Genomic DNA, 14486 nt, shown 5'->3' with positions numbered 1-14486 from the left:
CTGCACCGGGGATCAGCGGTACGTTTATTTCCAATAAGGATTTTGTTCGATGAGGGGATTTTTATCCATTACCTCCTGTGCCACGGGCCAGTAAATACCCCCACGATCGATCAGCTCATTAAAGGCAGGGTCTGTGCGCATGATTTTATTAAACCGCACCTGGTCATACCACCGGTCTCCTTCACCTACCAGTTCCCTTCGCCGTTCCAGGAAAATATCTACCAGCAACTGGCGCATATCTTCCGGCTGGCTTCCGCTTACCAGCCATGGATTCAGTCCCCTTCGTTTCCGGATCTCATTCAATACGGCCCAGGCATCATTGTAATTTCCAAGCACATACTGCGCCTCAGCCCGGATCAGGTAGATCCCTTCAAAACGGGCAATGGGAATACAGGAGCCAAAAATGGTGAACTGACTATTGGTATATTCCATATTGCGGAATTTGGAAAATACCGGGATGGCGTTATAGTAATTGGTAAAATAAACGGTGCCATAATTTTTAAATTCAAACTGGTACGGATTGCGGGCATCATTTACCGAATAAAACATCTGGCTGATCGTGTCCCGGGTTATGTACAGATCGGGCCGGTTGCGGGCCACATATGGATTGGCCAGCGTAAGCGACTCCAGGTGCCCTACCCCGCTGGGGCCCGATTCGCGGTTGGCCATCCGGTAGGGAAAGGCCAGCACCTGGTAGCAATAACTGCCATTATTTGGGATACCATTACTGTAAAACACGCTCCGGCTACCGGCCAGCAAACCGGTCACCTCCGAAGTTTCTATAAACTTTGTGCGCGTTTTTCCCAGCTCCACTGCAAACTTGTAGGAATAGTTATAGGCATTCTGATAATCGCCCATCCAGGCGTAGATCTCTGCTAATAATGCCACACACTGGTAATACCCCCAGAAGGCGTTTCCCCAAACACTCCAGCTTTCGCCATAGTAATTGCCGTTAAAACCCAGTTTGGATTTATCGGCTCCTCCATATTCCGTTGGCAGGCTGTCCATATAATTACGGATCTCAGAAATACAGAAATTGAGCACCTGTTTTTGCGGAGTACGGGCCACCTGCAGGGTATTGCCGTCTTTTGTAGCATTGATAATTAACGGCACATCACCCCATATCCGGGAAATATAGAAATAGTTGAATGCCCGCAGTATATGTGCCTGGGCTATATCCACTTTGCAGTTCAGTTCGGAATAACGCAGATCGGCCTTACATTTTTGCGCATTTTCAATAAAGGTATTACAGCCGTCGATAGCGGCGTAGAACCGGCGCCAGTTTGTAAGCTGAATGATCTCTGGATAGCTCTTATTGAGATCGTTGCCAATGATGGCATCGAGATAGCCGCCTTTGGTTGCAGATGTAAAATCGCCCTTCCGCAGCTCTCCGTACATCCAGTGCGCATTGTTCTCTGCCAGGGCTGCCCGGGTAAGCCCGTAAATGCCCACCAGACCGGCCTTTGCATCGTCATAGGTTTGCCACATCGCCATCCGCGGCGAAGCCGCTGATGATTCAATATCCAGCTTTTTACTGCAGGCGGTCAATGCCAGTAAATAAAAAGCCATTAAGCAGGTTAAGATACGATTCTGTTTCATACATTCTATCTTATAATTCCGTTTCCGTATACCGGGCCGGGAAGTAAATAACCGGGATAAGCAAGCATATGATCATACATTTTCATCATGCTGTCAGAAATTCAATTTTGCTCCGATGATATAAGAGCGGGCAATGGGCAGGCTCCGTCCCGAATAGATGCCCTGGTAGTCTGTCAGTTCCGGATCACCGCCTTTAAAAGGCGTAATCGTAAACAGGTTGGATGCCGTTACATACAGCAATGCCTTTGAAAGCTTCATGCCCTTGAGCAACCCGGTTTTCGAAAAATCATAGCCAAGGGTTACATACCGCAGCTTTAAAAAATCGGCGCGTTCCAGGAACAGGTCCTGATCTGACTGGTATGGAATGGTGCCGCTCCAGGGATTATACATGGGGTACCTGCTGTAATCGAAGGTTTGCTGCCAAAACGTAACCTCTTTTACATAGGTGATATTCCGGGAATTTTCGGTGTTGATAAAATCCAGCTTGCTGGAAGTAAGCTGATTCAGCAACTGGTGACCCAGCCCATAGAACAGCAGGAAGTCCATATTAAAATTCCGGTATGTAAGCGTGTTGCCCAATCCCCCATAATACACCGGCATGGAATGACCTTTCAATACCTTATCCCGCGCATTGATCATTCCATCGTTGTTGACATCCTTCCAGATGGCATCGCCCACACCCAGTTCGAGGGTACCAAATTTTAAAGGATTGCGGGAGCCATCCTGCAAAACAGGTCCCATCGGAATATCACCGGGCTTATTAATGATGCCCTCGTTAAGGTACACCCAGAATGCATCTACCGGTTTCCCGATCACCAGCTTCCTGTCTGGATATTCAATTTCCTGCAACTGGTAAGGCAACCGGGTAAGCTTATTATGGTTCGTGCTGAAATTGGCATCCAGCACCCAGTTGAGCCCTTTCTGATGTTTCAGGATATCCGCCGTAATACTTACATTGATACCGGTGTTGCGTACCGCCATTCCCTGTACCTGCTTATAGGTAAACCCGCTTTCCGTGGGAAGAGACACCGGAACGATCATGTTTTTATCTTCGTTGTTATAATAATCAACGCCCAATAGTATGCGGTCTTTCCATATGCCCAGTTCGGTACCGATGTTCAGTTTCTCGCTGTATGGCCAGCCGTAGGTATTCACCATCCAGCCGGCGGAATAGGTTTGAGAAAGCGCCGCCAGTCCTGCGTAGCTGCCCAGTACCGGTTCGTCGGAATATCCTACATCCACGCGGTACTGCGGACCGATGCGAAAGCGGTTATCGGTGATCAGTTTTCCAAACACGCCCCAGGAGGCTTTCAATGCAAGCGTGCTTAAAGGCCCGTTCTTCTGCAACAGTTCCTGTATATTGAAACGGGAACTGAATACCGGCGTCAGCAGCCAGCGATTGGTTTTGGAAAAACCGGAATACCCATCATACCTTCCAAGCGCGTTCACCGTTATCACATTCCGGAACGAATAGCCCAGCGTTGCATAAAGCGAGGAAAGGGCTGATTTTATCTTATCGGTAAAGGGATAGGCAAAAATGTCATAAGCATTCTGATAAATGGATCCGCCTAATCTTATTTCTTTAATTTTTATAAAATCATTGGGCGTGTTGTATCCCAATACATAGTCATACTTAGACTGATCGGTCAGGAAGGTTTGACCCGCACCAATGGTTACCTGGTGCCGGTCGTCATCCGATTTGAAATGATAGTCGATCGTATTCTGGATGGTTGCTCGCTGGTTAAACCCAAAATAGGATGAAATAAAACTGGTATTATCCATCAGGGGCTTACCATAAAATACATCCCGGAGTCCCTCTTCATAATCCAGCGATAACTGCGATTTCAAGCTAAGCTGTCCCAGCTGCGCCAATGCAGAGAAGTATCCCACAAAGGAGTTGGTCTTATTCTGATCTTCAGATCCCCGGTATTTGTCCAGGAAACGCTGATAGGATGTAGCACCCGGAGAAACAGGATTGGTAAGATCCGGAACAAACCTTGTTTCCGCAAAGCGGTCGCGTAAATTGCGGTTCCGTTCCCGCTGGGTACGGATCGCATTCATATTACTGGTAATGGTAAGCCATTTCAGCGGAAGCATGTTGATGCCAAAAGAAACAGCGTACCGGTCTAGCCCTGTAGCATCAAAGTTATGCGAACGGGTATCACTGATATTGAACCGGAAATTTGCCCGGTCGCTGCCGCCCACCAGGCCAAAACCCAGGTAGTATACCGGCTTCGACTGGTAATAAAGATCCTTCCAGTTGGCGGCGCCGTAATAATCCGGGTCATAGCTGTTGGCTACATAAACGGGATAGTCCAGCTTTTGATCATCGGAAGCATATTTTTCATAAAAAGGCCAGCGGAAATCATTTTCGTAAGCCGCGTTTACCGTTTTTGTTGCCGGGCGCTGCAACAGGCCCACATAGGTATCCACATTAAACTGCCGGATGCCGGATTGCGCATTTTTGGTGGTTACCCAAAGCGCACCGTTCGTAGCCAGCGGACCCAGGCGGGCCAGGTCTGCCGGGCTTTTCAGCAGTTCTACATGCGCAATATTATTTACATCCAAAATCGAAAGCGGGTTGGTTGCCGGACCGATCCGGTTAAAATCGAAACGCTGTATATTGTAGCTCAGCCCGATTTCCTGTGCCAGCGGTGCACCATTTACAAATACTGCCGGCTGCATACTGTACAGGTCCTGTTTTGAAAAAACGGGATGCGTTAAACCACGAACAAACATAAATTGCTCCGTGCCCGGCTCTCCGTTTTCTTCTTTAACAAACAGCCCGGCAGCAGTTCCTTTTACATATTGCTGTAAGGATACCATCGGGGTTGCGTATGCCCCCGCCAGCGGCATCCTGCTTATTTTAGGATTTGCACCAAGTGTACCGGGATGGTGGGTTTGCTCCAGTGCCTGGTTGAACCGCCGGGTATTGATCACTTTTACCAGCGAATCTTCTGCCTCCGGATCGCCCTGGCTCCATGCCTGGCCCGATAGCAACAAACCGGAAAACAGCACACACATCCATCTTATTATTCTAAGTCTCATATGCAAGGCAATCTGTTTTTACTTTTTTACATTGAAAGGCTTCTCCACGGAATGCAGCCGTTAATCATACTTCAAAAGCAAGCTGAATCAAAAATAGGCAATAATTTAATATGTCGTACATTTTTATTTAAAAAGATAGAAATTATTTTTCAAGAAAAACAGGCGTTGCTTTCCTCCGTAAATTACCTTTGCAGTAAAAGCAGTAGCAAATGAAGATCTCAAAACTTAAGCCCATCGAAACATTAACGCAGGTTGATAAAATAGAACAGAGCTTGCAGGACTATCTTGAAAGTGCGAACCTGCAGCCGGGTGATGCTCTTCCCAAGGAAGTAGAACTGGCACAAGCCCTGGGCGTAAGCAGAACGGCGATACGGGAAGCCCTGTCCAGGTTCCGTACACTGGGGATCATTGAAAGCCGTAAAAACAGGGGCATGCTGATTGCCAGTCCGGATCCGCTGGTTAATTTTGAACGGGTCATGTCGCCCAAGCTTTTGAATGACGACACCCTTAAAGATATGTTTGAATTGCGCCTGGTACTGGAAGTGGGCAATTGCGAACTGGTTTTTAAACGGAAAACAGCAGCGGATATCGAATACCTGGAATCCATTGTAGATAAAGAAGAACATACCCCGCAAACACCAAAGAACAGTCCGGTGCTGATCAAATACGATATCGACTTTCATTCCGGGCTGTACAAGATATCCGGCAATGATACGCTGATCCGTTTTCAAAAAATGCTGATGCCCGTGTTCATGTATTCCTTTAAAAAATTTCATCCCGATCCCAAACAATCGATCCTGAATCACGAGGTATCGCACCGGGATCTGCTTAACACTTTAAAGAAAGGAACGGTGGATGATTTCCGGTCGAAGATGAAAAAACATTTGCGCAGCTATTACGATAAGATCTCCTGATCGTCTGCAGCAACATTCTTTTTTGTACTTATTGTATATTTAGCAGTACTTCCCTGCCCTGTTGTCTTTTAGATATTGAACCAAGTTAAAAATCGCCTGACGGTTAATTGTATGCACTTTTGATCAGTCCGGGAGGGATGGCTTTGAGCGGGAGCTGATCTGTACATACAGATATGGTGACCAGGCCTTATTTGAGCCCACATCAAAATTATTTCTGTTCCCCGTCAATAAAAACACGACAATAGGATCGGGCCGTGATCGTGTCCGCAATCGCCATCGACTTAAAAAACACATCGTGCATGTGGCACTCAACGCATATATGTCGCTCCTATCCGGGCGATATATATTGAAATGTTTAAACAGGTTCAATGTCAGCTATACGCGCCGTTGGTGATTAGTGCTGCCGTTTTTTGCCACTGTCCTATAAAAACACCTGCACTCTTTTCGTGGTAATGAGCAGGGTATATCGCAGGATATAGAGGCACATTCGTGTTCCGGTTAGTATCGTAAAGGCAATGAAACAGGAGCCCCGGTATTGTTATCCCGGAAAAGATCATTTTATCAGATACCCATATTAATATACATGCTGCCCTTTATGCTCTGGGTTCTTTTTGTGGGCGCACAGAGAAAAGCGCGGCGGCCGCCAGCAGGATCAGTAATGCCGCGCATTGATAAATGGTGCCGAGGCCAATAGCGGCATCCCGCAGCGCCCCGCCGAAATATAAAGCGATCCCACCTACCAGGGTACCACAGAAATTAAGGATGCCATAACCGGTTGCCCGGTATTTTTCATCAACCAGCATGCTTAACACCGGCATGGTATTGGTATCGGTAAACGCCTTTGTAAACGCATACACCACAAAGCAGCTGATGGCAACGGCCAATATGCCGGTATAGCTGGCCAGGAAGATGGCGGGTGCCGCAATGCATAAGCCGATGGCCGGTACCCAGATCCGTCCCCTGGGATGGATCCGGCTCCATTGATCGGCCAGCACTCCTCCGGTAAGTACCCCAAAGATGGCTGCAGTAAACACATATCCTGTAGAATAGATCCCGGCCTTTGTTTGCGACAAATGGAATTTTTCCTGGAAGTACGTGGGCAGCCATCCGATCACCAGCCAGGTCATTAAACTAACCAGCGCAAAAAATACGACCAGCAACACAAAAGACCGCTGCCGGAAAAGCGCTTTCAACGCCCTAGAAAACTTTATTACTTCCTGTTTTTTTTCTCCTGCCGGGGTTGTTGTTTTGGGTGCATCCTTTAACAGGAACAGCAGCAACACCGCATAGACCACTCCGAAAACGCCAAAGGCAAAAAAAGCCGTATTCCATTGATGTCCTTCAGCAATCCATCCGCCTACAAATCCGAGGCTTTGTCCGGCCATGATGCCCGCCATATGAATACCATTGGCCAGCGAACGGGTTGTGGTTTTATGATAATCCATAATGAGTGCCAGGGCCGCCGGTATATAGCAGGCCTCACTAAGCCCCATCAACGCTCTTGTGATCAGCAGCTCGTGGAAGGATGTAGCATATGCTGTCATCCACGTAACGGCCGACCAGATGAAAAGACTGATCAGGATAACCTTTGCTTTGCTGAACCGGTCTGCAAAAAATCCTGCCAGGGGACTGAATAAGCCATATACCCAAAGAAATACGGCCGTCAGTAATCCGAACTGCGCATCCGACATCGGGATGGCCGTAACGATCGACGTACGCATGGTTGTGATCATGGTACGATCAATATAGTTGAGCATTGCAATAATAAACAGCAATCCCACTACCAGCCATGCCCGCGACATGGTATGCTTTATATCCCTGACTTCCATTTTAATTATTAAAGTGGTTTAAACTTTATGATGCGGTACTATTCCCCGCAGATCTACGCCAATTTTCTTGCGCAGATTTTCACAGAAAATCAATCTGCGGTATATTCAATCTGCCTAAATCAGCAGGAACGTCAGACGCCCCTCTATTTTTTTGAAAAGTTTAAACAGTTTCATTTAAGCGTTCCTGTATTCATTCATTTTTTTCCGGCTTCTGCCCACCATTTATAAGCCGGCCAGCACCTCTTTTGCAACCGCAATGGCATGATCAATTTCTTCTGCTGTATGCACGGCACTGATATACCAGAGCCCTCGTCCGATGATCCGGATATTCCGGTCGTGCATCGCAGCGATAAACCGCCCCAACTTTGCTTTATCCGCTTTTAAGGTATCCCGGTAATTCAATGCAACTGCTGCATCGCTGAAAGCAGTAGCGAACATCGGGCCCAGCCCGGTAACCACCAGGTTTTGACCGGCCTCCGCGGCACCTTCCCGCAAACCCGCCATCAGCCGCTGTCCCAGGGCAAACATCCGGTCATAGGGCTGCTCTTTTTCCAGGATCTGGATCGTGGCCAGGGCCGCCGCCACCATCGGGCAGCTGGAATTCATGGTACCGGCATGAATGACCCGGGAACTTTCAATATACTGCATCCATTCATATTTACCCACAATGGCACTGATGGGATAACCGCTGCCCATGGCCTTTGCAAAAATGGACAGGTCGGGCGTAACCCCATAATAGGTTTGAGCGCCGCCCAGTCCCACCCTGAAGCCCGTGATCACTTCGTCAAAGATCAGGGCAATATCATACGCATCACATAGCTGTCTTAACCCGCTCAGAAAGCCCGCGGCCGGTTCAATGCAACCATTGTTGCACATTACCGGTTCCGTAATAATAGCCGCAATTTCATGGTGATGTTGTCTTACCGTTTCCTCAACCAATGCCAGGTCATTCCAGGGCCGGATCAGGAATTCGGCCCTTGTGCCTGGCGCCATTCCGCCGGACCAGGGAAATACTTCCGGATCTTCCCAAGCGCCCAGTGCCGCTGATTCCGGTGTTGAAATACCCCAGGCCACATTATCGAGCCAGCCATGGTAATGGCCTTCAAATCTTAAGAATTTATGTTTGCCGGTTTTGGCCCTCGCTACACGGAATGCCGTTTGAACCGCCTCTGAACCATCCAAACAAAAACGGATGCGTTCCGCAGAAGGGATCCAATTACAAAGCTTCTCTGCCAGTTCAATTTCCCGGATATGCTGCCCCGCGTATAACTGTCCTTCTTCTGAATAGGCATTGATGGCTTCCAGCACCCCCGGATGCGAATGCCCCAGGATCATCGGCCCCTGACTGAGGGTAAAATCCAGGTACTCATTTCCATCGACATCAGTGATCCGGCTTCCTTTTGCTCCGGTATAAAACAAGGCATGCGGATGATTGTATTTTCTAAATTCGGAGGACACTCCTCCTGCCAGTACGTTACCGGCGCGGAGCAATAATTCTTTTGATTTCTGATAGCGGTTGCTCATCGTTTGTTATTGAAGCTGTTTATATAAAAGCAGGATTTTCCGGTTGCGGCCCGCAGCGATTCTTTTATTCCAGGTTAAAGGAAAGTACGGCGTTGGACCGGATGCCGGGCCGCAGTTCGCCATTGATGATAAAACAACGGTTGTCCCATACTACCGTGGGAGCCGTTAACCGCATATCCGCCCTGGGAAACCGGTCAAAAACCATCCATTTTTTTTGCTGCAGATCATAGGCCAGTATATCCGGAAGAAACCCGGGATGGGTTAAAGGATCCGCATGCTGCGCCGTTTGATGATCGAGTCCCCCGGGAAAAACAATATACCGTTTTCCAAAAACGGGACCCGGACCCGGACCAGCGGCTACACCCCGGGGCATGGGTGCCAGCACTTTCCAATGCCCTCCCACCAGCACCCCGTTCCGATATGACGGTACAAAACAATAGCCATCCTCCAATACTTTCCGCAGCTTTCCTTCTTTGGTATCCAGCACCTGTATGCCACTGAAAAGAAAAAAACGTTGATCCGCAACAGCCGCAACTGCATTCATCCGTTCTGCACCCGGCCAGGGATCCAGGGTGATCCATTTATTGTGCTTCAGGTCCAGCGCCAAAAATAGTTTACCCGGGTTGCCCTCCGGTGTAAGCGTGCCCCCTGCAACAAATAAAACATCCCCTACAAGGGCACCCGCCATATTTGCCAGGGCGTAAGGCATCGGCGCCAGCGAATCGATGATTACTTTATCGCCTTGCACACTTATCCTATACACATCCCGGTGGTGCTGTTCCCGGTCGCTGCCACCAGCAAGAATGATGTTGTTTTTATATGAAGCCGATACACCATAGCCCAGCGGCCGCGGTAAGGATACCGGGCTTTTTTCCCAGGCAGCCGCTCCTTTTTTGAGCAGGAAGACATCAGCATACCAAACCTTTGCACCTCCTTCCCAGGGTTTTTTCCCGGGAAAATTTGCGCCACCGGCAGCCACCAGTACCTGATTACTCACTCCTGCAAACATCCCTGCAAAACCTTCGGGATCCGGTATGGCCGGTGCATGATCCGTTACTATTTTGTGAGGCGCCTGACCGGCCGCCGTTGCCTGAACCATTGAAAGCATACCCAGCATTGCTATTTGAATATATTTAAACCATCGATTGCACATACGTTCTGTTTTACCAGCTTGTCCATCCGCCGTCCACCAGCAAATTATGTCCTGTAATAAACGCCGATGCTGCTGAAGCCAGGAACACCACCGGGCCCATAATATCTTCATCATTTGCAAACCGCCCCAAAGGCGTTAACCGTTTATAATTGCGGGTAAATTCATTGTCACCATAAGCATCATTAACGCCGGGCCCATATCCGCCCGGGCTCAGACAATTGCACCGGATATTATATTTTCCATAATAGTTCGCTACCCATTTTGTAAAGCCTACCATGGCCCATTTATCATAGGTATAGTTGACGGGGCTTGTCATGCCTGTTTCGCCATATACCGGAAAATTTGGTCCCACGGCCCCCTGTATCGATCCCACATTGATAATGCTCCCGCTTTTACGCTGGCACATACCGGCAAGCACTTCTTTGGTGATCAGCATCAGACCGGTGGCATTTACCGCCTGCGCATTTTCCCATTCAGTTTTACTCATTTCCTCCAGGTTTTTGAACCCCTCGCGTGAAACGGCATTATTTACCAGCACATCAATTTTCCCAAACCGTTCCTGCACCGATTGCACAAAGCCGGTAACCGATGATTCACGCTTCAGATCCAGTTCATAGCCCCAGGCCTTATATCCCTTTTCTCTAAGCTCTGCAGCGTATGCTTCACATGCTGCCTGATTTCTTGCCGCAATAATTACATCGGCGCCCGCAGCTGCCAGAGCCAGTGATATCGGTTTTCCAAATAAACCGGCACCCCCGGTAACCACCACTACTTTATTTTCCAGACTGAATAATTGTTGCATCGTTTTTATATTTTCCAGGAACGGGGAATTAAAATTTCTTCCGGCACCGTGCTAAAACAAGCTGTTGCCCGCTTCAGCAGATCCGCCGGTATCGGGCCGCTATCCAGGAACCCGATATTCTGCGCTAACTGTGCTTCATTATCGGCACCAAACACAATACTGGTAATCCCCTTCATATCGCGCACATAGGCAAAACAAAACTGCGCGATGCTCATCCCGGCTTCATTTGCAAATGACTGCAGCGCATCCAGGTAAACCGCCGCCTGTCTTAAATTACCCTTCAGCGCATCCGGACGCCGGAGCAGTAATCCTTTTAAAAAAACGCTTCTTGCAAAAACAAGGGTATTGTTCCGGGATAACTGTTCCCATACCGGGTCTTCCCGCAGCCGCTGATCAAATATATTCACCGGTATTTGCAGTACACGAACCGGTGAAAGCGTTGCAAACCGTTTGAGCTCGGTAAGACCATCTGCTGAAATACCGCCATAGGCGATCAATCCATCCTGCTCCAGGCTGTTCAACACCTCCGGAATTATGGTACAAACAGCATCGATATTGTAATCGGAAACCATATGGAACAAACAAACCGGAAGCCGGCTGATGTTCAATACCCGCAGCGACTCCCTTACACTCTGATACGCCTGTTGCATAGCCAGGGTTTTATTTTCAGCAGCCTCCCTCGTTATTTTAAACTTACTGATCACCGTTACCCGTTCATCCTGCGCAACACCGGCCAGCAATGCTTCGGCTGTTCCATACTCTCTTGCCGTATCAAAAGCCGTAACACCTGTTTCTACGGCCCGGGCAATCAGCCGGGCTCCTGCCTGCACATCCGGTTGTTCCTGTCCCTCAAACACTCCATAATTTATGCCCAGCCCAACCGTACCAAGGGTTAATGCCGGAATTTTATACGCTCCTAATGTTGTCGTTTTCATTTTTTATGCTTGAATCATCCGTATACATCCCGGCCCCGGCTCTGCTTGTCCGCCCGTGATCAATACCTGGTCTCTGTTCAAAAAGACATTGCTGGTCAGCAATATCCCCGTATCCATTTTTTCCTGGTGTGATCCGCCGGGATCGATCTTCCAGACACAGGACATCCCGTAATGCGCTACCCATAAATTTCCAAACCCATCCAGCGCCAGGCCATCCGGCAGGTTAGCCGTTTCTTTCAAAGACGGATGTTGCGGCAGGTTACAAAAAACAACTACGCTCCTTTCTTTTTGTTGCAGATCGATCATTAAAATACGGTTTTGATAACTTTCTGCAATATAAAGCCGATACCGCTTATGATCCAGCACAATTCCATTGGGATAATCCAGGTGCGCTGCGATAAGTTGCGCCCTTCCTGAATGATCTACATGCATCACAACACCGGTATACCTGACCGAATCCGTGAAAAAAAAGCCACCCGCCCCATCACTTACCAGGTCGTTCGGGCAGGTTATTTTGTACTGCTTCACCAAACCTGCAATCTCGGTAAACAGGAAGCGCCCGTGTTGATCAAAGCGTTTTACGCTGGCTTCAACACAATCGCAGATGAGATGATCGCCGTTATCTGCAATCATTTGCCCGTTCGGACAGGAAGAACGGGCCCATTCATCGGCAACGCCTTCCTTACTGATGCGCAGGATTTGTCCGCCCCCGAGATTGGTCACATATACATTGCCGGTACTATCCACAACCGGTCCTTCCGTATAGAAGGGCAATTGCAGGTCCATGGCAGGACCGTTAAATTCCTGGAACCGTACTTTATGCTTCATGGTGGATGGTTTCAAAGGGAAACAAAGGCCGTCTCCTGTTTTTAAATGTATAGGCGGTCATATCCGCACCCGTTTCCCCCGGCGTGTTTACCCGGATCATTACCGGGCAAATATCTTTGTAAGCGGCCATAGGCGCGTTTACACCTTTTGCAATGATCCATTCCAGTTTTTCCGGTTCAATACCCAGGCTTGTAAGCTGCCGGCTGCTAAAGGGCGGTACCCGTAATGATGCCACCACAATAATATTACCGGCTTCGGTTTGCAACAGCGCTACCTTGCCCATATCATAATGCGCCTGTCCGCCATGTCTGGGAGCAGGTTCTGTAAAAGCCCCATCCCGGAAGCCCATCAGCCGTACTTTATATGGTGCTTCCCTGTTATGATCATCCAGTTCCTTAAAAGAAATGGAAAATTTATCCCCCGGACCGAATTTTGAAATAGCGGCAACGGTTTGCCGGCTGGTGATACAAATACAGACTTTATCTTTTCCGGCGGCCTCCAGCAGATCCAGCAGATACATACTGCAGCCCCTTGCGCCCCCGCCTACATTGTCGCCCATATCCAGTAACAACACCGGTTTCTGAAGCCCGGATGCCTGTGAGAGGATCTGTTGCAACGTTGTTCGTTCACCACAAAAAGACGGGAGCCGGCCCAGGAAACAGGCTTCCAGCCTGGGGATCCACGGCCCCGTATCCGTTTCCTGGCTACTGATCACAATTACCGCACTGCCCATTTCATATACATCTGCATAGGGAAAGCCCAGCAATATGCTAACTGCAAGTGCCCCCATATCTGTGGCAGTTTCCTGTACTTCCCGGTATAAAGACCGGCAGGGCTCTTCATTGGTGTTTTGTTGTTCAATACTGATCTGCAGCGGCAGTTGCAACAGTTCCTGCTTTATGCGCTTGTTTTTAAAAAGCAGTTCCTGAAGCAGGGAGCCCGCTTTCTTTCCTGTTTCCCGCTGATCCAGGTGCGGATTGGTAGCATACGCATACAAGGCATCGGTTGCCTGCACCATCCGCCGGCTTACATTTGCATGCGGATCCAGCGTACCTGCAATGGGAATGGTATGGCCCACAACTTCCCGCACCTGTTGCAGCCAGTCGCCATCCATATCCGGGTAGCCTTCTGCAACAGCCGCACCGTGTGGTGTTACCAGCACCGCATCCAGCGGAAGGGCTTCCTTCAGCAATGTGATCAATTCATTTTTTAACCGCTCATAGGTTTCTTTTTCTATCGTGCCGCCCGGAGTGGCTTCTGCGTATAAGAGGGGCACCAGTTCTACCTGGTGCGGGTCCAGCGCCGCGATCAATCCACCAATTTCATGATGGGCATCTTTGTACTGCACCAGGATATCCGCTCCCCGCAACAAGTGTCCTTTTTCAAAATCGGCATAGGTGGTGGGTCGCTTACTAAATGTATTCGACTCGTGATAAATTCCTGCCAGTGCTACCCTTTTTTTCATGGCTTATCCATAATGCGCAACGGCTTCTACCTCAAATTTCAAAACGGTTCCCAGGCAACCGATCAGCGTGGTTCTTGCCGGATACGGCGCCGTAAAATATTCCCGGTAGATCTCATTGAACCGGGCCAGGTCTTCCTGGTTGCCCACATAGTTCCGTACCTGGATGATATGCTCCATGGTAAGCCCTGCGCCTTCTACAATGCGCCGCAGGTTATCGAACGAGCGCCGGCATTCTTCTTCAAAACTCCCTGCAATGATCTTCCCTTCAAGATCCACAGAGGCCTGCCCGGAAATAAACAGGAACCCGCCGCTTTTAACAGCCGGTGAAAAGGGCAGATGACTCTTTGGAACCAGGTCTCCCGATAACACTTCTTTTGCTTGCATATTCA

General features: G+C 48.9%; 11 protein-coding genes. 1 reads left to right on the top strand and 10 read right to left on the bottom strand.

What is annotated here, in order from left to right; genetic code table 11:
• Nucleotides 1–24: 24 nt before the first annotated feature.
• Both Q1V85_RS12715 and Q1V85_RS12710 read right to left on the bottom strand, forming a co-directional pair.
• Nucleotides 25–1599, bottom strand: coding sequence for a RagB/SusD family nutrient uptake outer membrane protein (locus Q1V85_RS12715; protein ID WP_300600481.1), 1575 nt, complete (start codon nucleotides 1597–1599; stop codon nucleotides 25–27).
• A 93-nt stretch (nucleotides 1600–1692) separates the two neighbouring features.
• The gene (locus Q1V85_RS12710; RefSeq protein ID WP_300600479.1) at nucleotides 1693–4647 is read right to left on the bottom strand and encodes a TonB-dependent receptor plug domain-containing protein; all 2955 of its coding nucleotides are present in this window, start codon (nucleotides 4645–4647) and stop codon (nucleotides 1693–1695) included.
• Nucleotides 4648–4856: 209 nt separating this feature from the next.
• Here Q1V85_RS12710 and Q1V85_RS12705 point away from each other — a divergent pair, with 209 nt between their 5' ends.
• Nucleotides 4857–5561, top strand: a complete 705-nt coding sequence (locus Q1V85_RS12705) for an FCD domain-containing protein (protein WP_300600477.1) — start codon at nucleotides 4857–4859, stop codon at nucleotides 5559–5561.
• A 593-nt stretch (nucleotides 5562–6154) separates the two neighbouring features.
• Here the strand turns inward: Q1V85_RS12705 and Q1V85_RS12700 are convergent.
• The 8 genes from Q1V85_RS12700 to Q1V85_RS12665 all read right to left on the bottom strand — a co-directional run bounded on the left by Q1V85_RS12700 (nucleotide 6155) and on the right by Q1V85_RS12665 (nucleotide 14481).
• A complete protein-coding gene (locus tag Q1V85_RS12700; protein ID WP_300600475.1) occupies nucleotides 6155–7390 on the bottom strand; it encodes an MFS transporter in 1236 nt (411 codons plus the stop codon).
• Between the two features lie 222 nt (nucleotides 7391–7612).
• Nucleotides 7613–8914: an aspartate aminotransferase family protein gene (locus Q1V85_RS12695; RefSeq protein ID WP_300600473.1), complete on the bottom strand. Its 1302-nt coding sequence runs from the start codon at nucleotides 8912–8914 to the stop codon at nucleotides 7613–7615.
• Between the two features lie 64 nt (nucleotides 8915–8978).
• On the bottom strand, nucleotides 8979–10067 hold the full coding sequence (locus tag Q1V85_RS12690) for a galactose oxidase (RefSeq protein ID WP_300600472.1): 1089 nt from the start codon (nucleotides 10065–10067) through the stop codon (nucleotides 8979–8981).
• A 10-nt stretch (nucleotides 10068–10077) separates the two neighbouring features.
• Nucleotides 10078–10869, bottom strand: coding sequence for an SDR family oxidoreductase (locus tag Q1V85_RS12685; RefSeq protein ID WP_300600470.1), 792 nt, complete (start codon nucleotides 10867–10869; stop codon nucleotides 10078–10080).
• A gap of 5 nt (nucleotides 10870–10874) precedes the next feature.
• Nucleotides 10875–11804 carry an aldo/keto reductase gene (locus Q1V85_RS12680; protein WP_300600468.1) on the bottom strand — a complete coding sequence of 310 codons (930 nt, stop codon included), beginning with the start codon at nucleotides 11802–11804 and terminating at the stop codon, nucleotides 10875–10877.
• Nucleotides 11805–11807: 3 nt separating this feature from the next.
• Nucleotides 11808–12632 carry an SMP-30/gluconolactonase/LRE family protein gene (locus Q1V85_RS12675; RefSeq protein ID WP_300600466.1) on the bottom strand — a complete coding sequence of 275 codons (825 nt, stop codon included), beginning with the start codon at nucleotides 12630–12632 and terminating at the stop codon, nucleotides 11808–11810.
• A complete protein-coding gene (locus tag Q1V85_RS12670) occupies nucleotides 12622–14097 on the bottom strand; it encodes a M81 family metallopeptidase (protein ID WP_300600465.1) in 1476 nt (491 codons plus the stop codon). The genes Q1V85_RS12675 and Q1V85_RS12670 overlap by 11 nt, the downstream gene beginning before the upstream one ends.
• A gap of 3 nt (nucleotides 14098–14100) precedes the next feature.
• Complete coding sequence (locus Q1V85_RS12665; protein ID WP_300600463.1) at nucleotides 14101–14481, bottom strand: RidA family protein; 381 nt, start codon at nucleotides 14479–14481, stop codon at nucleotides 14101–14103.
• Between the last annotated feature and the right edge of the window lie 5 nt (nucleotides 14482–14486).

The sequence above is a fragment of the Niabella sp. genome (genome assembly GCF_030150205.1).
GTDB lineage: Bacteria > Bacteroidota > Bacteroidia > Chitinophagales > Chitinophagaceae > Niabella.
This window is presented reverse-complemented; position numbering and strand designations above follow the sequence as displayed.

Excerpts from the sequence above, each read along its gene's own strand:
- Q1V85_RS12715 (WP_300600481.1), bottom strand. The coding sequence starts at position 1,599 with ATGAAACAGAATCGTATCTTAACCTGCTTAATGGCTTTTTATTTACTG.
- Q1V85_RS12710 (WP_300600479.1), bottom strand. The coding sequence starts at position 4,647 with ATGAGACTTAGAATAATAAGATGGATGTGTGTGCTGTTTTCCGGTTTG.
- Q1V85_RS12705 (WP_300600477.1), top strand. The coding sequence starts at position 4,857 with ATGAAGATCTCAAAACTTAAGCCCATCGAAACATTAACGCAGGTTGAT.
- Q1V85_RS12700 (WP_300600475.1), bottom strand. The coding sequence starts at position 7,390 with ATGGAAGTCAGGGATATAAAGCATACCATGTCGCGGGCATGGCTGGTA.
- Q1V85_RS12695 (WP_300600473.1), bottom strand. The coding sequence starts at position 8,914 with ATGAGCAACCGCTATCAGAAATCAAAAGAATTATTGCTCCGCGCCGGT.
- Q1V85_RS12690 (WP_300600472.1), bottom strand. The coding sequence starts at position 10,067 with ATGTGCAATCGATGGTTTAAATATATTCAAATAGCAATGCTGGGTATG.
- Q1V85_RS12685 (WP_300600470.1), bottom strand. The coding sequence starts at position 10,869 with ATGCAACAATTATTCAGTCTGGAAAATAAAGTAGTGGTGGTTACCGGG.
- Q1V85_RS12680 (WP_300600468.1), bottom strand. The coding sequence starts at position 11,804 with ATGAAAACGACAACATTAGGAGCGTATAAAATTCCGGCATTAACCCTT.
- Q1V85_RS12675 (WP_300600466.1), bottom strand. The coding sequence starts at position 12,632 with ATGAAGCATAAAGTACGGTTCCAGGAATTTAACGGTCCTGCCATGGAC.
- Q1V85_RS12670 (WP_300600465.1), bottom strand. The coding sequence starts at position 14,097 with ATGAAAAAAAGGGTAGCACTGGCAGGAATTTATCACGAGTCGAATACA.
- Q1V85_RS12665 (WP_300600463.1), bottom strand. The coding sequence starts at position 14,481 with ATGCAAGCAAAAGAAGTGTTATCGGGAGACCTGGTTCCAAAGAGTCAT.